Below are 21,856 nucleotides of genomic sequence, written 5' to 3'. Positions count from 1 at the left end.
TTCGCGTCATCCGGAAGCCGGAATCTGACGCAAACCTCTTGATCAACAGGGCTGTCGGCGGGGGCTCAGGTCAGGCGGGAGGGGGGGCAGGTCAGGCGGGACAGGACCGGCTCCAACGGAGCCAGCGCGTCGCTGCGGACCACGAACCGGGTCACCCCCCAGCGCTGTTCGTGCTCGGCGACCGCCGTGATGATCTCGTCCACCGTGCCGATCAGCACGAACGGGGTGGCCAGCAGCTCGGCGGGCGTCATGCCGTTGCGCCGGGCCTGCTCCGCGGCGGCAGCCTCGGCGTCGTCGGTGACCACCACCGTCTGCACCAGCGCCTCCAGCGCCGGCGGGTCGGCCCGGCCGGCTGCGCCGGCGGCCACGCAGGCCAGCTGCGCCTCGATCTGGTCGGCCCGCCAGCGCGCCTCGTGCTGGTGGCCGTCGGCGAGGGTACGTCCGAACCCGGTCAGCCCGACCACGTCGGCGTGCGCACCGGCCCAGCGCAGCAGCGTCGAGTTCGCCGTACCCATCGTCAGGGGAATCCGGTCCTGCACCGGCCGGGGTTCGCGCAGCACCGCCTCGCGCATCGTCAGCTCGGCCGAGTCGACGGTGACCGAGGCCCCGTCGAGCAGGGCGCGGACCGCCTCGGCGACGGCCACGCAACGACGGACCCGGCCGGCCACGTCGGGGCGTTCCCGGCCCACCGCGCGCCACTCCGCCGGGGTGTGACCGGCGCCGACACCGAGCCGGGCCCGTCCGCCGGAGATCAGATCGAGGGTGGCCACGTCGGCAGCGAGCAGCATCGGCTCCCGTACGCCGAGATTCGACACGTACGAGCCGAGCCCGATCGTCGAGGTGACCGGGGCGGCGGCGGCCAGCGCCACGAACGGTGACGTCACGTCGCCGGGGTGGTCCGCGGCGAGCAGAGCGTCGAAGCCGGCGGTCTCGGCCCGACGGGCCAGCTCGGCCCAGCTCGCCGCGTCGGTCGGTGTGGCCTGGAGGGAGAAGGTCGCCATTGCTCCAGCATCGGCCCACGCCGGCCCACCGACGACCCACCGACCGCCGATTCTGCCGAGGGCCGAACCACCGGGATTAGGGGTCAGGGGGTTAGGGCTGCCTGGAGGGCTTGGGGAAGGGTTTGGTGGTGGTAGGGGTAGGCGGCTCTCGTTAGGACTCCGGGGAGGACCCGGGTGCTGGTGAGGGCCTCGTGGGAGAAGCCGCCGAGGACCACCTTGAGCGCCAGTGCGGGGATCGGGATGATCGCCGGGCGGTGCAGTTGCCGGGCCAGCTCGCGGGTGAACTCAGCGTTGGTGACCGGGTTCGGCCCGACCACGTTGACCGGGCCGGCGATGTCGTCGTGGTCGAGCAGGAAGCGGGTCGCGTCCAGCCAGTCGGCCATCGAGATCCACGGCAGCCACTGCCGGCCGCTGCCCAGCCGGCCGGCGATGCCCAGCTTGAACGGCAGCAGTTGCGGCTTGAGCAGCCCGCCCTCGCGGTGCAGCGGCAGACCGGTACGCAGCCGGACCACGCGTACCCCGGCGTCCTCGGCCGGCCGGGTCGCGGCCTCCCAGACCCGGCAGACGTCGGCCAGGAAGCCCTCGCCGGCCGGCGCGTCCTCCTCGACCGCCCGGTCGCCGGTGTTGCCGTACCAGCCGACGGCCGATGAGTTGAGCAGCACCCGGGGTCGGTCCGGGGCGGGCAGGCCGGCGATGGTGGTCGCCAGCGTGGTGGTGCTGTCCACCCTGCTGGTGCGGATCAGCCGCCGGTAGTCGTCGTTCCAGCGTTTGTCGCCGACGCCCGCGCCGGCCAGGTTGACCACGGCGTCGGCCTCGGCGACCACGGCCGGGTCGAGCTGCCCGGCGGCCGGGTCCCACCGCCGCTCCTGCGGCCCGCCCGGCGCCCGACGGATCAGGCGGGTGACCTCGTGCCCGTCGCGGACAAGCAGGTCGGCCAGTCGGGTGCCAAGGAAGCCGGACGCGCCGGCCAGAAGGATCCGCATACCCCCATCTTCGTCCAGAACGCCACCGGTGGATGCGTGGGGCTGCCGAAGGTGGGGCGTTTCGGCGAACGAATTTGCGCGGAATCCTTGTGCGGTGTGAAAGCGCAGGTCAACGAGTGTTCCCAGGGCTGAAAACGGCTGCCGCGCGTCGTCGGCCTTCAGCGCGTTTCCGCAGGTCAGAGCGAACGTGAATGCAGTGTTCGCGATTGCTTGCGGCATCGATCTGGCTGACCATGAGTCATCCGAGAGCGCTCCCGTTTGGCGGGGTCGGCTCGCCGTGCCCGCCGTCGGGCGATCCCTGAGGAGGAACCATGCCGATCCTGGTGACCGGAGCGACCGGGACCGTCGGAGGCAGTGTGGTCCGACAACTGGTCAGCGCCGGCCACGACGTACGCGCACTGACCCGCGATCCCGCGTCGCCTGCGGCCGCCGCGCTACCCAGCGGAGTGGAGGTGGTGGCGGGCGACTTCGCCAGGCCCCACACGCTGGCGCGGGCGCTGCGCGGCGTGACGCGGATGCACCTCGTCGCGATGGACGGGTACGGGCCGCTGAGCACTGGTGTGGAGATTCTGGAGCTGGCCCGTCAGGCCGGCGTCCGCCGGGTCACCCACCTCGGCCACAACGATCCGAGCCGGGCCGACGATGATCCGCTTGAGGCGCCCCATCGGCCGCTGCACCGGGCTGTCGAGAACTCGGGCCTGGAATGGACGCACGTCTTCCCGGGCGAGTTCATGGCGAACACCCGCGAGTGGGCGGCCGGCATCCGCACCGAGGGGGTGGTGCGGGCGCCGTTCGGGGACTGGACCAGCGCGCTGGTCCACGAGGCGGACATCGCCGCGGTCATCGTGGCCGCGCTGACCGAGGACGGTCACGACGGCCGGGTGTACCAGCCGACCGGGCCGGAGTCGGTCCGCCGCCGGGACGCGGTCCGGATGATCGGCGAGGCGATCGGCCGTCCGGTGCGCTTCGACGAACTGACCCCGGAGCAGGCCCGCGAGTACTGGAAGGACACCTATCCCGCCGAGGTCATCGAGTGGTTCCTGGAGATGGGCCGGTATCTCGACGGCAACGCCTGGGTCGCCCCGGACGTCGAGCAGGTGACCGGCCGCCCCGGGCGTACGTTCCGGCAGTGGGCCGCCGATCACGCGGACGACTTCCGGTGACGGCGCCCGGGGCGTGGACCGGCCCGGCGGTCAGGCCGCGTGGGCCGGGCGCAGGTCGGCGAGCAGTCGCTCCACCTCGGCGTACGACTCGGCACTCAGCGGGCCCAGCTCAAGGGTGGCCAGGTTCTCGTCGGCCTGGGCCACAGTGCGCAGGCCGGGAATCGGCACGGTACGGGGGCTGCGCGCCAGCAGCCAGCCGAGCGCGCCCTGTGCGAGGGTGCGCCCGTCGGCGGTGAGCGCCGCGCGGACCTGGTCGACCCGGGCCGCCCAGCGTGGCGTCGGACGGCCGTCGGTGAACCACTCCAGCCACTCCGGTGCCCGTCCGCGCACATCGTCCGCCCCGACCGCCCGGGTCGACCCGGTGAGCAGCCCCATCGCCAACGGCCCACGGTTGAGGCTGGCCAGGTCGTGCGTATCGCAGACCGCCAGCACCGCCGCGTTGTCGCGCAGCACCGACTCGTCGTGCTGGATCGCGGCGCAGTGCGGGCCGGCGGCCGCGAACGCCTCGGCCGAGGCCGGGTCGTCGGTGCTCCAGCCGTACGCCCGGATCTTGCCCTGGTCGACCAGGGCCTCCAGGGTGTCGACCAGATCGAGCGCGGCGGGCACCGGCAGTGCGTTGATGTGCAGTTGGTAGAGGTCGACGTGGTCGGTGCCGAGCCGGCGGAGCGAGTCTTCCAGGCTGCGCACCGCGAACGCCGGGCTGGCGTCGGTGCCGAGCGCCCGCCGGGTGCTCTCCTCGCTGACGTTGCCGAACTTGGTGGCGATCACCACGCTGTCCCGTCGCCCGGCCATGGCTCGACCGAGGATCCGCTCGCTGTGCCCGGCACCGTAGTTGCTGGCGGTGTCGAACAGGGTCACCCCGAGATCGAGCGCCCGGTGGATGGTGCGGATCGACTCGTCGTCGTCCACCTCACCCCAGCCGAACGGCTGCCCGTCGTCACCCCAGAGCGGGCCGCCGATGGCCCAGCACCCCATTCCGATCGCGCTCACCGTGATGCCGCTGCGTCCCAGCGTCCGTGTCGTCGTCATGGTCACCAGCCTCCAACCTGGAGCGCGCTCCAGGTCAAGCACTACCATCTCGCGACATGAGCGGTTACGCCCCCTCGGAGGCCGCCCGCCGCAGCGGCTTCAGCCTCGACACTCTGCGGTACTACGAGAAGATCGGCCTCCTCGCGGACGTGGAGCGGACGGCAGGCGGGCAGCGGGTCTTCACCGACGACGACCTCGGCTGGCTGGTGCTGTTCCGCTGCCTGCGCGACACCGGGATGCCGATCGCGCAGATGCGCCGTTACGCGCAACTGGCCCGCGACGGCGAGCACACAATCGACGAGCGGCACGAGTTGCTGTGCCACCACGCGGCGCGGGTGGAGGAGCAGATGCGCCTGCTCCAGCGCCAGTACGACCACCTGCGGGAGAAGATCCGCTTCTACGAGCGACTGCCCGCTACCGCCCCGGGCCCGGAAGCCGGGCACCGGCACCCAGAGCGTGTGTCAAAGCCCTCGGCCGAGGCTTCGACGCACGCCCTGAACGAGTAAGTCCCCCTGACTATCACCGTCGGTCACCTGCGTCGGGGGGCATGCGGCATCAAGCGGTATTCCTCAGAGGCATAAATATGCCTCTGAGGAATACCGCTCCTCAGCAGATCGACATGGCTCGGCAGCCGAGCGCACGGTGGACCGGGTAACTCAGGATCGAGTTAGAGGGGACCGGGCGCGGTCAGGCCGAGCAGTTCCTCGGTCGTTCCGGTTCGACCGGTGAGCGCGTTCAGGGCGCTGACCAGCCGCTTCTCCTCGTAGCGGAAGTGCGACTCCAGCAGGGCGGCCAGCCCGCCCAACTCGGCGCGCACCTGGTCGACCGGCACCGCCGCGTCGCCGCCCAGCAGTGCCTCGACCCGTTCCAGGATCCCCGCCACCACCTCGTGATCGGTGATCAGGTTGTCGATGACCGGGCGCAGCTCGGGGGCCTCCTCGGCCAGCAGCCGGAACGCGCCCGCGTCCTCACCGGTGTGGTGTCGGCCGAGCGCGGCGCAGAAGGTCAGGCAGTGCGCCCGCAGGTCCCGGGACGGGGTGTCGAGGCTTGTCTGCAGCCGGGCCAGTTCGGCACTGAGCCAGAGGTGGATCTCGATCATCTGATTGCCGACGGCGGCGAGCCGGCCGGCCGGTGAACCGGTTGGGTGCACGTTTCTTCCCATGCTGTCCCCGCGCCTCCATGCCCACGGCGGCCTTCGGGCCGGGTGCACCGCGACGCTGCGACGAAGTCTAGGGCCGGCCGGCCACGCCCCCAAACCCGGGAATCACGGCGTGGTCGGCTCGTCGGTCTCCCGGACGTCGTGCCAGCGCGCGCGCCACTCGGCCTCGTGGGCCTCATGGGTGGTCCGCTCCTGGAAGACGGCGGACCGCAACGCGTGCCGGGACTGCGCCATCACCATCACCTCCACGGCCACCAGCACCACGCAGATCACTGTCGCGAGGGTGAGCGCGCCCAGCGCCGGCAGGTGCTGGCCGATCGGGAGGGCCGCGATGAGCGCCACGATGACGCCGACGCGGGTCCAGGTGACGGTGTGCAGGGTGCGCAACTGGAAGAGCAGGTTGACGGCGAAATAGCAGATCAACCCGCCGAAGAGCATTGGCACCGCCGGTCCCTCGACCTTCTCGGCGATCCCGCCGGCCGGGTCGGTGATCTTGTGCAGGACCTCCTCGTTGCCGATCGAGAAGAGGATCACGCCGGCGATCATCGGCAGGTAGAGGTACGCGTACGCGTCGCGGGCCATCGCCACCCGGGGAGCGCCCTCGGCCGCGTGCAGGGCGATCCGGGCGGCCGGCCCGATGAAGTCGAAGTGCGCCCACCAAAGCGCGGCGGTGACCACGATGCCGAGCGCGGCGGCGGCCACCGCCGGCCAGGTGACCGGCTTGCCGAGCAGGTTGCCGCCGACGCCCGTCGAGATGATCGACTCGCCCAGCGCGATGATCAGGATGAGGTCGTAGCGCTCGGTCCAGTGCTCGGCGCTGGTCACCCCCCAGCCCCAGGTCCCGACGATGAAGCCGGTGGCGTACTGCACCACCACCACGGCGATCCACAGGCCGTCGCGGATCATGGCGGCCTGGTCGGGGTCGGCGATCTGCGGCGGGATGAGCGCGGCGGCCAGCAGCAGCACGATGCTCACCGCCAGCTCCGGGGCGAATCGCCGCAGTTGCCGCCGCTCCTGCGGGCTGTCCCGGACCACGTGCTGATAGAGGATCCAGTGGATGCCGCGGACTACGACGTAACTGATCGCCACCAGCATCGGGCCGGCAGCGCTGCCCTTCGGGTCGGTGAACGCCTGTGGCAGTGCCAGCGCGAACGCGAACAGGGCGACCATCGCGATCACCATGAGCACCGGGACGTAGCCCTCGCCGAGCCGGACCCGGGTGGCGACCAGGCTGTGTACCACCCAGATCCACCAGAGCACGGCGAGCACCAGGCCGGCGTGCAGCAGTTGCCGGCTGGAGATGTTCGCGGCGGTGGCCCGGGTGATGATGAAGAACGAGAAGACGAAGACCAGGTCGAAGAAGACCTCGAACTTGTCCACCCGGGCGCCCGGGGCGATGGGGACGGCCGGTCCCAGCTGTCCACCCCGCCGGTAGCCGCCCACGATCCCACTCTGGCAGCGTCCGGGCTGGTCGGAGGCCCGAACGGCGATGGCGGCGGGTCCGGCGTTACCTCCGGCCCGGGTCGGGGAAACACCGGGGCCACGGCCTCTCGCAGCGGGCCGGTCGGTCCGCCCACCCCGGACAAGGATGGACAATGACGACCAACAACCCGATCACCACTTCGTTCACCCATCACTCCACCGCCATGGACGTGATCCGGGGCGTGGACCTCGTCGGGCGGCGGGCGATCGTCACCGGCGGGTCCTCCGGGATCGGCGTGGAGACCGCCCGCGCCCTGGCCAGCGCCGGCGCGGAGGTCACACTGGCCGTCCGCAACCCCGACGCGGGTCAGCAGGCGGCCAACGACATCAGCGGCACCACCGGCAACGACCGCGTCCTGGTCGCCCCGCTCGACCTCGCCGACCAGGGTTCGATCGCCGACTTCGTCGCCAACTGGGACGGCCCGCTGCACATCCTGGTCAACAACGCCGGCATCATGGCCGCACCCCTGTCCCGCACCCCGCAGGGCTGGGAGATGCAGTTCGCCACCAACCACCTGGGGCACTTCGCGCTCGCCGCCGGGCTGCGCCCGGCACTCGCCGCCGCGGACGGGGCCAGGATCGTCTCGGTCAGCTCCGCCGCCCACCTGCGCTCACCGGTGGTCTTCGAGGACATCCAGTACGACAAGCGGGAGTACGAGCCGTGGCAGGCGTACGGGCAGTCCAAGACGGCCAACGTGCTGTTCGCCGTGGAGGCCACCCGGCGCTGGGCCGACGACGGCATCCTCACCAACTCGCTGATGCCCGGCGCGATCCGGACCAACCTCCAGCGTTACGTGAGCGAGGAGGAACTGGCCCGGCTGCGTGCGGGCAACGCGGCGGCCTGGAAGACCGTCGAGCAGGGTGCCGCCACCTCCGTGCTGGTCGCGGCCTCGCCGCTGCTCGACGGCGTGGGCGGGCGTTACTTCGAGGACTGTCAGCAGGCCGCCCCCGCCCAGCCCGGCGGGCGGACGGGCGTCGCCGACTACGCGCTCGACCCGGAGGCCGCCGAACGGCTCTGGCAGGTCTCGACCGCCCTGCTCAAGGGCTGAGGACCGCGAACGAAAGGGCGCCCCGGTCGACGACCGGGGCGCCCTTTCGGCAATGCGGGTGGATCAGGCCAGGCCCAGCTCCGAGTCGAAGTTGCCGGCCTCCAGCCGCTCCTTGACAGCGGTCAGGAAGCGGGCCGCGTCGGCGCCGTCGATCAGCCGGTGGTCGTAGGACATGGCCAGGTAGACCATCGACCGGACCGCGATGACCTCGCCCAGCTCCGGGTCGTTGACCACGACCGGCCGCTTCACCACGGCACCCGTGCCGAGCATCGCCGACTGCGGCGACGGCACGATCGGGGTGTCGAAGAGCGCGCCCCGGCTGCCCGTGTTGGTCAGCGTGAAGGTCGCCCCGGCCATCTCGTCCGGGGTGATCTTGTTGGCCCGGGTGCGTTCGGCCAGGTCGGCGATCCGCTTGGCGATGCCGCCCATGTTGAGGTCACCGGCGTTGTGGATGACCGGCACGAGCAGCCCGCGCTCGGTGTCCACTGCGATGCCGAGGTGCTCGGCGGCCGGGTAGGTGATCGTGCCGCCGTCCAGGTCCATGCTGGCCTGGATGATCGGGTGGGTCTGCAGCGCCTCGATGGCGGCGAGGGCGAAGAACGGCAGGAAGGACAACTTCACGCCGTGCTTGGCCTGGAACGAGTCCTTCGCCTGGACCCGCAGCTTGGCGACCTTGGTGACGTCGACCTCGACGACAGTGGTCAGCTGCGCCGTCTCGTGCAGCGACTGCTGCATCCGCTTGGCGATCGTCGCCCGGATCCGCGGCAGCTTCTCCGTGGTGCCCCGCTTGGTGCTCGGCTGCGGCTTCGCGGCCGGCTTGGCCGGGGGCGCGGCAGCGGCAGGAGCGGCCGCCGGAGCCGGAGCGGCCTTGGCGGCCTTCGCCTTCTCGGCGGCCTCCAGCACGTCCTGCTTGCGGATCCGACCACCCACGCCGGTGCCGTTGAGCGCGGCCAGGTCGACGCCGTGCTCACTGGCCAGCTTGCGCACCAGCGGGGTCACGTACCCGGCGGCCTCCTCGCCGGCACCCGGTGCCGGGGCGGACGGGCGTGCCGGCGCCGAGGTCGACGCGGCGGGCTGCGCGGCCTGCTCGGTCTTCGCCGGCTGCGCCGAGCTCTCGGTCTCCGCGGCGGGCTCGTTGTACGACATGCCGGGGGTCGGCTCCTCGACCTTCGGCTCCGGCTTCGGCTCGGCCTTCGGCTCCGGCTTGGCCTCCGCCTTCGGCTCGGGCTTCGGCTCGGGCTGCGCCGGGGCGGGGGCCGCACCGGCAACGCCGATGATCGCCAGGTCGGCGCCGACCGCGGCGGTCTCGTCCTCGGCGACCTTGATCTCCAGCACCGTGCCGGCGACCGGCGACGGGATCTCGGTGTCCACCTTGTCGGTGGAGACCTCCAGCAGCGGCTCGTCGACCTCGATGGACTCGCCGACCTGCTTCAGCCAGCGGGTGACAGTACCCTCGGTGACGCTCTCGCCCAGGGCGGGCATCTTCACAGCGGTGCCCTCGCCCGACGAGGCGGCGGCCGGAGCCGGCGCCTCGGCCGGGGCCTCGTCCTGGGCCACCTCGTCGGCGGTGCCCTCGGCGGCGGCCGTCGGCTCGGCGGCCGGCTCGACCGACTCGGCCGGGGCCTGCTCCTGCGGGGCGGCCTCGCCGCCGCCGGTCGACTCGCCCTCACCGGCGATGACGGCCAGCTCGCTGCCGACCTCGGCGGTCTCGTCCTCGCCGACCACGATCCGGCTCAGCACGCCGGCAGCGGGTGACGGGATCTCGGTGTCGACCTTGTCGGTGGAGACCTCGAGCAGGGGCTCGTCGACCTCGACCGTGTCGCCCTCCTGCTTGAGCCAGCGAGTGACGGTGCCCTCGGTGACGCTCTCGCCGAGCCGGGGCATGGTGACCGATACCGGCATTTTCTGAGACTCCTTCATTCCCCTGGTGGGATCTTCGCCCGTCGCCGGACGCCGCGGTTTTGGATGATCAGGCGTGCGCGTGCAGCGGCTTGCCGGCGAGGGCCAGGTGCGCCTCGCCCAGGGCCTCGTTCTGGGTCGGGTGGGCGTGCACGAGCTGTGCGACCTCCGCCGGGTAGGCCTCCCAGTTGTAGATGAGCTGCGCCTCACCGATCAGCTCACCCACCCGGGCGCCGATCATGTGTACGCCGACCACCGGGCCGTCCTCGACCCGGACCAGCTTCACGAAGCCCGTGGTCTTGAGGATCTGGCTCTTTCCGTTGCCACCCAGGTTGTAGTTGTACGTCTTGACCTTGTCGGCGCCGTACTGCTCCTTGGCCTTGGCCTCGGTGAGGCCCACCGACGCCAGCTCCGGGTCGCAGTAGGTGACGCGGGGGATGCCGACCTCGTCGATCACGGCGGGGGTCTGCCCGGCGATCTCCTCGGCGACGAAGATGCCCTGCTGGAAGCCGCGGTGTGCGAGCTGGAGGCCGGGCACGATGTCGCCGACGGCGTAGACGTTCGGCACGCTGGTGCGCAGCCGCTCGTCGGTCAGCACGTAGCCGCGGTCCATCTTGACGCCCTGCTCCTCGTACCCGAGGTTGGCGGTGTTCGGGCCGCGACCGACGGCGACCAGCAGCAGCTCCGCCTCGACGGTCTCGCCGCCCTGGATCGTCAGCTTGACGCCGCTCTCGGTCTTCTCGACCTTCTCGAACGGCTTGCCGACCTTGAAGTTGATCTTCCGCTTGCGGAACGCCCGCTCCAGCGCCTTGGAGGACTCCTCGTCCTCGGCGGCGACCAGCCGGGGCAGCGCCTCGACGATCGTCACGTCCACACCGAAGGACTTCCACACGCTGGCGAACTCGACGCCGATCACGCCGCCACCGAGCACGATCACCGACGACGGCACCCGGTCCATCGTGAGGGCGTGGTCGCTGGTGATGATCCGCTCGCCGTCGACCTCCAGGCCGGGCAGGCTCTTCGCGTACGAGCCGGAGGCCAGGACGATGTTGCGGCCGGTGTAACGCTTGCCGTCCACCTCGACCACGTTCTTGCCGACCAGCTTGCCGGCGCCCTCGACGATCGTGATGCCCTTGTTGCCCTTCAACATGCCCTGCAGGCCCTTGTACAGGCGGGCGATCACGCCATCCTTGTACGAGTTGACCCCGGCCATGTCGATGCCGATCAGCTCGGCCTTCACGCCGAACTGCTCCGACTCGCGGGCCTGGTCGGCGATCTCGGCGGCGTGCAGCAGGGCCTTCGTCGGGATGCACCCGTTGTGCAGGCAGGTGCCGCCGAGTTTGCCCTTTTCGACCAGCGCGACCTTCAGGCCCAGCTGGACGGCGCGCAGCGCGGTCGCGTAGCCGCCGCTGCCACCTCCGAGAATGACAATGTCGAAGGTCGCTTCGTTCGGCTCGCTCACGTCCAACTCCCAGGTCGCGTCGCTGCATCGGGGGTCACAGAGGTGTAACACGGACACACCCCACCTCGGTCATCTTGTCACCACCGGGCACAGGGTGCGTACCGAGGTGCCCAACGACACGTCATCGACACGTACCCTTGGCACCGTCGTCGATGACGCAACGTGGGGGAGAGATCCGGTGGGCTTGTTCCGGCGCCGCAAACAGGCGGCTGTGCCGAGCCATGACCGTGCCGCGAGTCGCGGCGATCTGGACCATTTGGAGAACTTCATCCGGAGTCGGCGCGGCGTCGAGGCGTACATCGAACCCCGCACGACGGTGACGGAGACCACTGTCATCCTGATCGCCGACGACGGGGAGTGGACCCGTCGGCGCATCGACGGCCCGGACGGAGCCCGGCGCTTCGCGTACCGGATGGGCATCCCGGTGTACGACGTCCGGCTGATGGGCTACCCGCAGCGGATGCGCGACTTCAACGAGCGCCGCAAGCGTCGCCCCGAGCGGTACTGAGCCAAGCGAAAGGGGCCCCCTTGAGCAGGGGGCCCCTTTCGCGTGTTCCGTCAGCCGTTGGTGGCGACGTCCTCGACGAGCTGCACCAGCGTACGGACCGGAACGCCGGTGCCGCCCTTGGTCCAGTAGCCGGTCGGCTCGCCCGAGTGGTAGCCCGGGCCGGCGATGTCGATGTGCGCCCAGGCCACGTCGTCGGTCACGAACTCGCGCAGGAACACGCCGCCCTGCAGCATGTGACCGGCCCGGTCCATCCCGGCGTTGACCTGCGAGATGTCCGCCACATCCGACTCCATGCCCTTACGGACGTCGTCGGGCAGCGGCATCGGCCAGGCCGGCTCGCCGACGGCGTCGCCGGCCACCTTCACCCGGTCGCACAGCTGCGGGGTGCCCATCACGCCGGCCATCCGCTTACCCAGCGCGATGACCTGGCCGCCGGTCAGCGTGGAGGTCTCGAACAGGTAGTCGGTGCCGTCCGCGCAGGCGCGGGCGATGGCGTCGCCCAGGATCATCCGACCCTCGGCGTCGGTGTTGAGCACCTCGACCCGCTTGCCGTTGAACATGGTGATCACGTCACCCGGCCGGTAGCTGGTGCCCGACGGCATGTTCTCCGCCATCGGCAGGTACGCGCTGACCGCCACCGTCGGCTTCAGCGCGGCGATCGCCAGCATGGCCGCGCCCACCGCGGCGGCGCCCGCCATGTCGGACTTCATCTCCCACATGCCCTGCGCCGGCTTGATCGAGATGCCGCCGGTGTCGAAGGTGATGCCCTTGCCGACCAGTGCGACCCGCTTGCCGTTGCCGCCGTCCTGCGGGGTGTAGGTCAGCTTCACCAGTCGCGGCGGGGCCTCCGAGCCCTGCCCGACCGCGACGATGCCGCCGTACCCGCCAGCGGCCAGCGCCGCCTCGTCGAGCACCTCGACGCCGAGGCCCGCCTCACGCGCCGCACTGGCGACCGCGTCGGCGAACGACGGCGGACGCAGCTCGTTCGGCGCGGTGTTCACCCAGTCCCGGCTGAGCCGGACCGCGCCCGCCACGGCCTGCGCCCGGGCGACCTCGGACTGGGCGCCCGCGTCGCTGGCGTCCGGCACCGCGATGAGCACCTCGGCCACCGGCTCCCGCCGGGTCGGCTGGGGCCGGGTCTTGTAACCGGCGAACCGGTACCCACCGAGCAGCGCGCCCTCGGCGACCGCGCGCAGCTCGGCCGACGCGTCCGCGTCGTCCGGCAGCGGCAGGGCCAGCGCGACCCGGGGTGCGCCCGCCAGGGCCCGGATCGCCGCACCGGCGGCCCGGCGCAGCGTCTCCGGGGCCGGGGCGGCACCCGACGGCTCCGGGCCGAGCCCGACCGCGGTGACCAGCGGGGCGGTCACGGTGCCCAGCGTGGCCAGCTTGATGACCTCACCCGGCCCACCCGTCGCGCCGAGCAGCGCGAGGGTCTCGGTCAGCTTGCCGTCGAACGCGGCCGCGATGCTCTCCGCGCCGCTGGCGAGCAGCAGGGTGCCGGCGAGGCCGCTGGTGGCGCCCTGCTCTCCGGTCTGGCTGTGCACGCCGATCACGATCGCGTCGACGGCGAGCTCGGCCGGGTCGGTGTCGACCAGGCTCAGGTTGGTGGTGCGGGGTGAAGTCACTGAAGCTACTCCGGGCGGGCCGGGCCGGTCGCGACGTCGCGTACCAGCGGTGAAGGTCTCCGGCGGAACCTACCCGCCGGACGTCATGGCTGTCCCGCCGACAGCGCCAGCGGGCTCCCGCCGATGCTAACCAGCGACGTTGCCCCCGGTAAGTTGCCACCCATGACCGACGTGACCTCCGACGCCGCCGCGACCCGGCTGCGCCGTTCCCCGCTGCACGAGCGGCACACCGCCGCCGGAGCCAAGTTCGCCCCCTTCGGGGGCTGGGAGATGCCCCTGGAGTACGCCGGCGGCGGAGTGCTCAAGGAGCACACCGCGGTGCGTACGGCGGTCGGGGTCTTCGACGTGTCACACCTGGGCAAGGCCCGGGTGAGCGGCCCCGGCGCGGCCGACTTCGTCAACTCCTGCCTCAGCAACGACCTGGGCCGGATCGGCCCGGGCCGGGCGCAGTACACGCTCTGCTGCGACGACGCCACCGGCGGCGTGGTGGACGACATCATCGCCTACCTCTACGCCGACGACCACGTCTTCCTCATCCCGAACGCGGCGAACACCGCCGAGGTGGTGCGCCGGTTGCGCGCCGCCGCTCCCGCGCAGGTGACAGTCACCGACGAGCACGAGGCGTACGCGGTGCTGGCCGTGCAGGGCCCCCGCTCGGCCGAGTTGCTGGCCGCCCTGGACCTGCCCACCGAACACGGCTACATGAGCTTCTCCGCCGCGAGCCTGGCCGGGGTGGAGCTGACCGTCTGCCGTACCGGCTACACGGGTGAGCTGGGCTACGAGCTGGTGGTGCCGGCGGAGCACGCGGTCGCCGTCTGGGATGCGCTCTTCGCCGCCGGCGCGGCGTTCGAGCTGCGCGCCTGCGGACTGGCCGCCCGGGACACGCTGCGGACCGAGATGGGTTACCCGCTGCACGGGCAGGACCTCTCCCTGGACATCAGCCCGGTGCAGGCCCGCTCCGGCTGGGCGGTCGGCTGGGACAAGCCGGCCTTCTGGGGCCGCGACGCGCTGCTCGCCGAGAAGGCCGCCGGCCCCCGGCGTACGCTGCGCGGCCTGGTGGCCGTCGACCGGGCCATCCCGCGGCCCGGCATGACCCTGCACGTGGGCGACGCCCAGGTCGGCATCGTGACCAGCGGCACCTTCTCGCCCACTCTGAAGCAGGGCATAGCGCTGGCCCTCGTGAGCGCCGACGCCAACCTGACCGACGGCGACGAGGTCGAGATCGACATCCGAGGCCGCCGAGCCCCCCTGAAGCTGACCAAGCCCCCTTTCGTAACCCCCTCAGTGAAGTGACCCCACCGCCTTGCCCCCGGTGATCAAGAGGTTTGCGTCATGTTCGGACGAGATTCTGACGCAAACCTCTTGATCAACTAGGCCGGAGAGCGGGAGGTCAGCGCGAGGGGGTTGGGGGTTCGCCTGAGTCCAGGACTGCTTGGGTCCAGCCGCCTTCTATGACGCCTGTGGCGTCGAGGACGGCCCAGTCGACCACGTCGGACGTCTCCACGACCACGGGGGTGCCGATGCGCACGCTCTGGTCGGTGTTGGCGTCGCTGGCGCTCACGCCGACGATGCGTTCCGGGGTCTCCCACGAGGTGACGCCCGCCCAGACGTACTCCGGGCCGTCGTCTCCGGGCAGGCCGTACTTCACCACCAGTTGCGACTCGGTGGGGAACTGGCCTGCGACGAATCGGGCCCGCGCGTCGTCCAGCGCGGCCCTGGCGGTGGCGACCGCGCGGCTCATCGCGTCACCGGAGCGGGCGTAGCGCACGTCCGGTTGGATCCCGGAGAACAGGGTCGCGCAGGCGGCGGCGTAGTAGCGCCCGTCCGGGCCGGGGTGCCCGGCCGGCGGGCGCAGGCTGAGGAACGAGTCGGCCTCCGGGTCGGTCGCCGGGTCCAGTTCGAGGCGGAGCAGCACCGGGGCGGTGGCGCCGTGCTGCTCCGGGTTGCCGTACGCCACCGCGATGTCGTGGCCGGTGACCGTGGCCAGTACCGGCAGCTGCACGAACGCCGGCACCTCCTCGCCGGTGAGCCCGTCGGTCCAGTCCCGCAGCAGTCGGCGGGCCGCCCCGGTCATCACCGCACCCCAGGCACGGGTGAGGTGGTCGGGCACCCCCTGGGTCTGCAACTCCAGCAGACCGAAGCGGCGCAGCCCCTTGGTGGTGAACCACAGGCCCTCGGTGTCCGAGGAGTACGGCACCAGCACCCAGTCGACAAGGCGGATGCGGCCCTGCTCGTCGGGGAGGGAGCGCAGCGCGGTCGCCGGGTCGAGGAACTGGAGGCCGAAGACGTCCACCACGTCGCTGTCGACGGATTCCGCCACGGCGGCAGCGACCGCCCGGGCGGCCCACTCGTGCGCGGGTGGCCAACCGGGCCGGTACTCGGCCTGTACGACCACCAGGTGCGTCGCCGCCGCCAGCCGGTCCAGCTGCTCCTTTGTGGCACCGAACGCGGTGAGCAGGTCCGGTGGCAGCTCGGGGAACTCGGCGATCGGCCGGGTGTCGACGCTCATCAGCGGGCTGTCGAGCATCTGCCGGGCCAGCCCGTGCACCGGCTCGGCCAGCCGCCCGGTCAGGGCCGCCACCGCGGTCTTCGCGCTGACCTTCGGTAGCCCCGCCATCGGCACCAGGTAGGTCGCGCTGAGCGACTCCGGCACCGGAACGGGCAGGAAGTCGTCCGTGATGAGCATTGTGGGATCCCCCGGTGGCCGCGCCGGTGTTGTCGAGCCGAACGCTACCCGGCCCGCCGGGCCCGGTTCAGCCGGACAGCACCAGACCCAGGTAGACCAGCGTGGTGACCACCTCGACGGTCGCGCCCAGGACGTCGCCGGTGATCCCGCCGAGGCGGCGTACCACGTGGTTGAGCAGCGGTAGCGCGACGGCGATCGCGGCGACGACGGTCAGCGGCCCCTGCCACGGACGGCCCGGCACCGCGGGCACCGCCAGCAGCATGACGGCGACCGCGCCGGCGGCAACTGCCACCGGGCCGACCGTGCCGGCGACCAGCGCGCCCAGCCCGTCGGGCCGGGCCGCCGGCACTCCCCGCCGGCAGGCCACCGTGACGCCGAGCCGCCCGGCCGCGGTCGCCGCGACCACCGCCGCGAGGCACGCCGGCCAGGACCGACCGGCGAGGTCGGCGAGCGCAGCCGCCTGCACCAGGAGTACGACCACCAGGGCGACCACCCCGAACGGACCGACGTCCGGCTTCTTCATGATCTCCAGGGCGGCCGCGCCCCGCCGGTACGAGCCGAGCGCGTCCACGGTGTCGGCCAGCCCGTCCAGGTGCAGCCCCCGGGTGAGCAGCGCGGCGACGCCGACTGTCACACCGGCCGCCACCAGCGGTGGGGCGAGCGTCCCGGTCAGCAGCAGCACACCGGCCAGTAGGGCGCCGAGCAGTGCGCCGACCACCGGGGCGAGGGCCATCGCCGTGCCGGCGACCGGGCGGTCGATGCGCCCGGCCCGCACCGGCAGCGTGGTGAAGGTGGTGACCGCCAGCCGGGCCCCCGCGAGCAGGCGTGGCTCAGCCGGCACGCCAGCCCGTCGCCGGCTGCTCGTCCGCCCCGGTGCTGGCCGGGCCCGGCCCGGCCGGCTCCGGCTCAACGAAGTCGGGCCCGGTCGAGTCGGGCTCGGTGAGATCCGGGTCGGCGTAGCTCGGGTCGGTGGACTCCGGCTCGTCGACGGCCGGGTCGGTGTCGTCCGTGCCGGCCAGCGACGGGTGCACCGGCAGCGTGGCGGACAGCGCCAGCACCGAGCGCAGCAGCGGCAGCGCGACAAGCGCGTTCGCGCCCTCGCCGAGATCCATCCGCAGGTCGAGCAGCGGAGTGAGGCCCAGCACGTCGGCGGCGAGCCGCACGGCAGGGTGCCCGCCGTGGTCGGCCAGCAGGCACCAGTGCCGGGCCTGCCCGGCCAGGTCGCGGCTCACCATGCCGGCGGCCAACCCGACCGGCCCGTCGAGCAGCACCGGCACCCGGCGGGCGGTGGCGCCGAGCAGCACGCCGGTGGCCACCGCCACGTCGCCGCCGCCCAGCTCGGCCAGGATGTCCTTGGCGCCGCGCGACGAGCGTCGGGTGCGGTGCAGGGCGTCACGCACCGCCGCGCAGCGGATCATCCACGCCGCGTCGTCGATCTCGCCGGAGTCGGTGATCACCCGGCCCAGCACGGCGGGCGGCTCCGCGCCCGCGGTCGCCGCGAGCACCGCAGCGGCCGCCGCCTCGGTGCCGGCGCCGCACGCGCCGAGCACCAGCAGTTGTACGCCGGCGTCGGCGGCCTGCTCGGCCAACCGCCAGCCGTAGCGCAGCGCGGACTCCACCTGCTCCGGCGCGAGGGCCGGCTGGTCCTCGATCGGCGCGGAGGCCGGGGTGTCCACCACCTGGAGACTCGCGCCGCTCTCGGCGGCCAGCCGTGCCAACGCGCCCTGGCCGGCGCGGGCCTGTGCGGCGCGGCGCGCCGACTCACCGGCGACGGTGCCGGCCGCCGCCCCGCCGGCGTGGTCGCCGTGCAGCAGCAGCACCCGCACCGAGCCCCAGGCGGCGGGGGTCGAGGTGCCCTGGGTGGCGGCGGCGAAGCCCACCACCCGGTCCAGCACGCCCAGCCCGGCGCCCGGTACGTCCAGCGTGGCCAGCCGGTCGACCGCCTGCGGGCCGGCGTACTCGTCGGGCATCGGCAGCTCCATGCCGGGCTGGATGACCAGCCCGGTGGACACCATCGGCAGCGCCATGGTCGGCGCGGCCCACGGGTTGCCCGGCTCCGCCCTCGGGGCGGCCGGCGGCGTGGGGGTCAGCACGTCGGGCAGCTGCACCTCGGGGGTCGGCTCGGTGTCGGCGAGGCTCGCCACGACCGGTGCGGTGGCGGCAGCCGTCGGCGCGGTCACGGTGACGGGAGCGGACGGTTCGGTCGCGGTGACGGGAGCGGACGGTTCGGTCGCGGTGGCGACCGACTTGAGCCAGACCGGCTGACCGGCGACGACCAGTACGACCGCGTCGCAGGCGTCGGCGACCGCGCGGTTGGCCGCGCCCAACGCGTCGGTGAACGCCCGGCCCAGCGGGGTGGTCGGCACCAGCGACAGCCCCACCTCGGGGCTCACCAGCACCACTCGGGCGGCACACCCGCGGATCGCCTCGGCCAGCTCGGCGATGGTCGCCACGTCGTCGGCGGGCTGGTGGTCCGGGTCGAGCAGCACCGTCACCCAGCCGCCCAGGTCGTCGACGAGCAGCATCTCGTTGGGCTCGGCGGACTCGAGCACGTCGGCCAGCCGGCGCGGGTCCTCGGTGGTCTCCTCGGTGGTCCAGCTGCCCGGTCGTCGGGCGCGGTGTGCCGCCAGCCGGGTCGCCCACTCGGTGTCCTCCGGGTCGCCCTCGGGCGCGGTGGCGACGTAGCGGACCACCGGCGCGTCGGTGACCAGGGACTCGGCGAACTCGGACTTGCCGGACCGGATACCGCCGAGCACCAGGACCGTGTTCCACCCGTCTACGGACATGCCCGTACCTTAAGGCCGCCCAGGGTCGCGGTGCCTGCCGGCCCGTCGTTCAGTCGCAGTGCTCGAATCCGCTGCCGTAACTGACCCCGCCGGTGGAGCCGCCCCACTTGACGCATGTCCCGGCGGCGCTGGCCCGCACCGGCCCGGCGTAGTAGTCGAAGGACCCGCTGTCGGTGCTGCGCGCCCGCCCCTGCACCTCCAGGTACGCCGAGGCCGCCGACTTCGTGCCGACCGCGGTGTCCTTGAGGGTCACCACGCAGTTGGTGCCGGTGCCCCCGTGGTACAGCAGGAAGACCCGGCCCTTGCGCTGCCCGTCCCCGCCGGTCAGCGTCGCCGAGTCGATCACCTGGTAGCCGCTGCCGCACGCCTGTGCCGCCGTGTACGGGTTGGGTCGGCTCGACGGGGTGCGGCTGGGCGTCGGTCGGCTGCTGGCCGTACCGGTCGGCGTGCCGCCCGGTGCCCCGGTGCGGGCGGGGTCGCTGCTGGTCGTCGCGTAGGCGGGGGACCCGGTCGGTTCGGCCGTCGCGGTGCGGCTGGCGCCCGGCGTCGCGCTGGGCCGGGGTCCGGTGGTGGTCGCGTCTCCGGGCGGCAGCGGAGCGTCGGCGACCGCCGCCGACTCGCCGGCCAGCGCGGGTGGCTGGTCCGCCGTACCCGGGTTGGCTCCCGGTCGCAGCGCGACCACGGCCACCACGGCCACCGCGACGAGGCCGACCGCACCGGCCCCGACCAGCAGTGCACGGCGTCGGCTCGACGGTGCGCTTCCGAGCGCGTCCTCCCGGGTCGGCTTCGGTTCGGTCGTCGGTTCGGTCGCGGCGCTCGCCGGTGGGCGCGGCGCGGCGGGCCCTGCCGACACCGGCGTGGCGGACGGCGGCGCCGCAGCCGGGCTGGCTGGCGGCGTGGGGGGACCTGCGGGGGCCGCGAGGCCCGGGGTGGGAGCGGCCAGCGCCCACGGTGGGCGGGCCGAGACCGGAATGCTCGCCAGGGTCGCGTCGCGGGCATCGGCGGCGGCAGCGGCCAACTCGGCCGCGCTGCCAAACCGGTCCTCCGGACGCTTGGCCAGCGCGCGGGTCACCACGGCGGCAACCGCCGGTGGGGTGTTCGCCGGTAGCGCCGCCGGGTCCTCCTGGGCGTGCCGCAGCGCCACCGCGAGGGGGTTGTCACCGTGGAAGGGCGGCTGCCCGGCAAGGCAGAAGTACGCCACCGCGCCGAGCGCGTAGATGTCGGTGGCGGCCGAGACCGGCTGCCCGGTGGCCTGCTCGGGAGACATGTACGAGGCGGTGCCGAGCACCATGTTCGCGGCCGTGAGCCCGGCCATGTTGCGGGACCGGGCGATGCCGAAGTCGACGAGCACCACAGTGCCGTCGCCCTTGACCAGCAGGTTGCCCGGCTTGACGTCGCGGTGCACGATGCCGGCGAGGTGGGCGGTGTGCAGCGCGTCGGCCGCCTGGGCCAGCACCGACATGGTGGTGGCCGGATCCAGCCGCCCCACCGCGCGCACCCGGGCGGACAACGGCTCGCCCTCGACGTACTCCATCACCAGGTAGTCGACCTGGCTGCCGTCGTCGAGCGCGGCCTGCCCCACGTCGTGCACCGGCACCACGCCGGGATGCCGCAGCGCGGCCAGCATCCGCGCCTCGGCCCGGAAGCGAGCGGTGAACTCCGGATCGGCGACCAGCGACGGCAGCAGCACCTTCACGGCGACCTCGCGTTCCAGCAGCACGTCCGTGCCGCGCCAGACCGCGCCCATCCCACCCGTCGCCACCCGCTCGCCCAGCCGGTACCGGTCGCCGAGCAGCACTCCCCGTGTCAGCACCGAGCCACCGTACCGGCCGGCGTCGATCGGATTGATCCACCCCGCGGGTCCCCGCCGGGGCGAGCGAGCGGCCGTTGCGCGCCGGGCCGACTACGCTGGCGAGGGTTCGTCCCACGGGGACTTCAGCGGCGAGGGGAGACGCGGCATGGCGTGGAGCTGGCGGTACGAGGGCACGGACGGCCAGACGGTCGAGGGACCGGCGGAGTCGTTCGGCAGCCAGGCCGACGCCGAATCCTGGATCGGTCAGGCCTGGCGGGAGCTCGCGGCGTCCGGCGTCACCTCGGTCGCGCTCGTGGAGGACGACCGGGTGGAGTACCGGATGAGCCTGTTGCCCACGGCCGAGTGATGGCCTACGACCGCCCGGGCGGTGACGGGCTGGTCCTCGGCGTCCCCAAGGCGGCGTTCCGGCCCAGCCCGGTCTTCCTCGGCCTGGTCGCGCTCTTCGCGGTCAGCGGGGTGCTGACCTGGAACGGGTACGGCAGCGTCCGGTTCAACGTGTTCCTCTTCGTGGTGTCCGGCTGGCTGGTGTCGCTCTGCCTGCACGAGTACGCCCACGCGGTGGTGGCCTACCGGGCCGGCGACCGGGACATCGCCCATCGCGGTTACCTGACGCTCAACCCGTTGAAGTACACCCACCCGTTGCTGTCGATCGTGCTGCCGGTGGTGGTGGTGCTGCTCGGCGGCATCGGCCTGCCGGGTGGCGCGGTCTGGGTGGACCGGCACGCCATCCCGGGTCGCCTGCGGCACACCCTGGTCAGCCTCGCCGGCCCGGCGACCAACGTGCTGTTCACGCTGGTGTTGGTGGCGGCGGTGCGGCTCGGCACCCAGTCGGATGGTCCGGTGGAGTTCTGGGCCGGGGTGGCGCTGCTCGCCTTCCTCCAGCTCACCGCCAGTGTGCTGAACCTGCTGCCGGTGCCCGGCCTGGACGGCGGCAACATGATCCAGCCGTGGCTCAACCCGCAGTGGCGCAAGATGTACGACCTGTTCGCGCCGTACGGCTTCATCCTGCTCTTCGCGCTGCTGTGGAACCCGCGCATCGGCGGTTGGTTCTTCGACGCGGTCTTCGCGGTCGGTGACCTGCTCGGTCTGCCGTCGGGGCTCTACGCCGCCGGCCTGGAGCTGATCCGCTTCTGGCGGTGACCGGTGACCGGGCAGAGTTGACCTGACCTGACCCGGCCCGGTCGGCGCGAGGGTTTCGCGCCGACCGGGCC

At 72.8% G+C, this 21,856-nt stretch carries 19 protein-coding genes; 7 read left to right on the top strand and 12 right to left on the bottom strand.

All coding sequences use genetic code 11. The annotated features are described in order from the left end of the window. Positions 1 to 65 precede the first annotated feature (65 nt). Together MED15_RS13630 and MED15_RS13625 are read right to left on the bottom strand one after the other, a co-directional pair. Positions 66 to 1,001: an LLM class flavin-dependent oxidoreductase gene (locus MED15_RS13630; RefSeq protein WP_112735775.1), complete on the bottom strand. Its 936-nt coding sequence runs from the start codon at positions 999 to 1,001 to the stop codon at positions 66 to 68. Between the two features lie 83 nt (positions 1,002 to 1,084). Next, positions 1,085 to 1,984 carry a TIGR01777 family oxidoreductase gene (locus MED15_RS13625; RefSeq protein WP_112589178.1) on the bottom strand — a complete coding sequence of 300 codons (900 nt, stop codon included), beginning with the start codon at positions 1,982 to 1,984 and terminating at the stop codon, positions 1,085 to 1,087. Positions 1,985 to 2,295: 311 nt separating this feature from the next. On the opposite strand from MED15_RS13625, the gene MED15_RS13620 reads away from it, so the two are divergent. Beyond that, a complete protein-coding gene (locus tag MED15_RS13620) occupies positions 2,296 to 3,147 on the top strand; it encodes an NmrA family NAD(P)-binding protein (RefSeq protein ID WP_112735773.1) in 852 nt (283 codons plus the stop codon). Between the two features lie 30 nt (positions 3,148 to 3,177). Here the strand turns inward: MED15_RS13620 and MED15_RS13615 are convergent, their stop codons facing one another. Continuing rightward, positions 3,178 to 4,176, bottom strand: a complete 999-nt coding sequence (locus tag MED15_RS13615; RefSeq protein WP_112735794.1) for an aldo/keto reductase — start codon at positions 4,174 to 4,176, stop codon at positions 3,178 to 3,180. 56 nt (positions 4,177 to 4,232) lie between these two features. Here MED15_RS13615 and MED15_RS13610 point away from each other — a divergent pair, with 56 nt between their 5' ends. Continuing rightward, complete coding sequence (locus tag MED15_RS13610) at positions 4,233 to 4,682, top strand: MerR family transcriptional regulator (protein ID WP_112735771.1); 450 nt, start codon at positions 4,233 to 4,235, stop codon at positions 4,680 to 4,682. Between the two features lie 161 nt (positions 4,683 to 4,843). On the opposite strand, the gene MED15_RS13605 is transcribed toward MED15_RS13610, so the two are convergent. Together MED15_RS13605 and MED15_RS13600 are read right to left on the bottom strand one after the other, a co-directional pair. Beyond that, on the bottom strand, positions 4,844 to 5,338 hold the full coding sequence (locus tag MED15_RS13605) for a hemerythrin domain-containing protein (protein WP_112589172.1): 495 nt from the start codon (positions 5,336 to 5,338) through the stop codon (positions 4,844 to 4,846). Between the two features lie 102 nt (positions 5,339 to 5,440). After that, positions 5,441 to 6,778 (bottom strand): low temperature requirement protein A, encoded by a 1,338-nt coding sequence (locus MED15_RS13600; RefSeq protein ID WP_112589170.1) that lies wholly within the window; start codon positions 6,776 to 6,778, stop codon positions 5,441 to 5,443. A gap of 152 nt (positions 6,779 to 6,930) precedes the next feature. On the opposite strand from MED15_RS13600, the gene MED15_RS13595 reads away from it, so the two are divergent. Continuing rightward, complete coding sequence (locus MED15_RS13595; RefSeq protein WP_112735769.1) at positions 6,931 to 7,866, top strand: SDR family NAD(P)-dependent oxidoreductase; 936 nt, start codon at positions 6,931 to 6,933, stop codon at positions 7,864 to 7,866. A gap of 63 nt (positions 7,867 to 7,929) precedes the next feature. On the opposite strand, the gene sucB is transcribed toward MED15_RS13595, so the two are convergent. Together sucB and lpdA are read right to left on the bottom strand one after the other, a co-directional pair. Then, complete coding sequence (gene sucB, locus MED15_RS13590) at positions 7,930 to 9,768, bottom strand: 2-oxoglutarate dehydrogenase, E2 component, dihydrolipoamide succinyltransferase (protein ID WP_112605091.1); 1,839 nt, start codon at positions 9,766 to 9,768, stop codon at positions 7,930 to 7,932. A gap of 67 nt (positions 9,769 to 9,835) precedes the next feature. Continuing rightward, complete coding sequence (gene lpdA / locus MED15_RS13585; RefSeq protein ID WP_112589203.1) at positions 9,836 to 11,227, bottom strand: dihydrolipoyl dehydrogenase; 1,392 nt, start codon at positions 11,225 to 11,227, stop codon at positions 9,836 to 9,838. Positions 11,228 to 11,405: 178 nt separating this feature from the next. On the opposite strand from lpdA, the gene MED15_RS13580 reads away from it, so the two are divergent. After that, complete coding sequence (locus MED15_RS13580; RefSeq protein ID WP_112589164.1) at positions 11,406 to 11,735, top strand: hypothetical protein; 330 nt, start codon at positions 11,406 to 11,408, stop codon at positions 11,733 to 11,735. A gap of 50 nt (positions 11,736 to 11,785) precedes the next feature. On the opposite strand, the gene MED15_RS13575 is transcribed toward MED15_RS13580, so the two are convergent. Beyond that, on the bottom strand, positions 11,786 to 13,360 hold the full coding sequence (locus MED15_RS13575; protein WP_112589162.1) for a leucyl aminopeptidase: 1,575 nt from the start codon (positions 13,358 to 13,360) through the stop codon (positions 11,786 to 11,788). A 162-nt stretch (positions 13,361 to 13,522) separates the two neighbouring features. Between MED15_RS13575 and gcvT the strand changes: the two genes are divergently transcribed. Continuing rightward, a complete protein-coding gene (gene gcvT, locus MED15_RS13570; protein WP_112605088.1) occupies positions 13,523 to 14,653 on the top strand; it encodes a glycine cleavage system aminomethyltransferase GcvT in 1,131 nt (376 codons plus the stop codon). A 97-nt stretch (positions 14,654 to 14,750) separates the two neighbouring features. Here gcvT and MED15_RS13565 read toward each other — a convergent pair whose 3' ends face one another. The 4 genes from MED15_RS13565 to MED15_RS13550 form a co-directional block, all read right to left on the bottom strand. Beyond that, positions 14,751 to 16,046, bottom strand: a complete 1,296-nt coding sequence (locus MED15_RS13565; RefSeq protein ID WP_112605085.1) for a DUF2314 domain-containing protein — start codon at positions 16,044 to 16,046, stop codon at positions 14,751 to 14,753. Between the two features lie 67 nt (positions 16,047 to 16,113). Next, complete coding sequence (locus MED15_RS13560) at positions 16,114 to 16,887, bottom strand: adenosylcobinamide-GDP ribazoletransferase (protein WP_112725179.1); 774 nt, start codon at positions 16,885 to 16,887, stop codon at positions 16,114 to 16,116. Beyond that, complete coding sequence (locus tag MED15_RS13555) at positions 16,877 to 18,832, bottom strand: bifunctional adenosylcobinamide kinase/adenosylcobinamide-phosphate guanylyltransferase (RefSeq protein WP_112735767.1); 1,956 nt, start codon at positions 18,830 to 18,832, stop codon at positions 16,877 to 16,879. Before MED15_RS13555 ends, MED15_RS13560 begins: the two co-directional genes overlap by 11 nt. Positions 18,833 to 18,881: 49 nt before the next feature. Further along, a complete protein-coding gene (locus MED15_RS13550; protein WP_112735765.1) occupies positions 18,882 to 20,645 on the bottom strand; it encodes a serine/threonine-protein kinase in 1,764 nt (587 codons plus the stop codon). 145 nt (positions 20,646 to 20,790) lie between these two features. On the opposite strand from MED15_RS13550, the gene MED15_RS13545 reads away from it, so the two are divergent. Both MED15_RS13545 and MED15_RS13540 read left to right on the top strand, forming a co-directional pair. Next, positions 20,791 to 20,991 (top strand): hypothetical protein, encoded by a 201-nt coding sequence (locus MED15_RS13545; protein ID WP_091407482.1) that lies wholly within the window; start codon positions 20,791 to 20,793, stop codon positions 20,989 to 20,991. Continuing rightward, positions 20,991 to 21,785 (top strand): site-2 protease family protein, encoded by a 795-nt coding sequence (locus MED15_RS13540; protein ID WP_112589152.1) that lies wholly within the window; start codon positions 20,991 to 20,993, stop codon positions 21,783 to 21,785. The genes MED15_RS13545 and MED15_RS13540 overlap by 1 nt, the downstream gene beginning before the upstream one ends. The last annotated feature ends 71 nt before the right edge of the window (positions 21,786 to 21,856 follow it).

The sequence above is a fragment of the Micromonospora noduli genome, from assembly GCF_003264475.1.
Classification (GTDB): Bacteria; Actinomycetota; Actinomycetes; order Mycobacteriales; family Micromonosporaceae; genus Micromonospora; species Micromonospora noduli.
The sequence above is the reverse complement of the archived record's forward strand: the minus strand, read 5'-3'. Positions and strand labels throughout refer to the sequence as shown.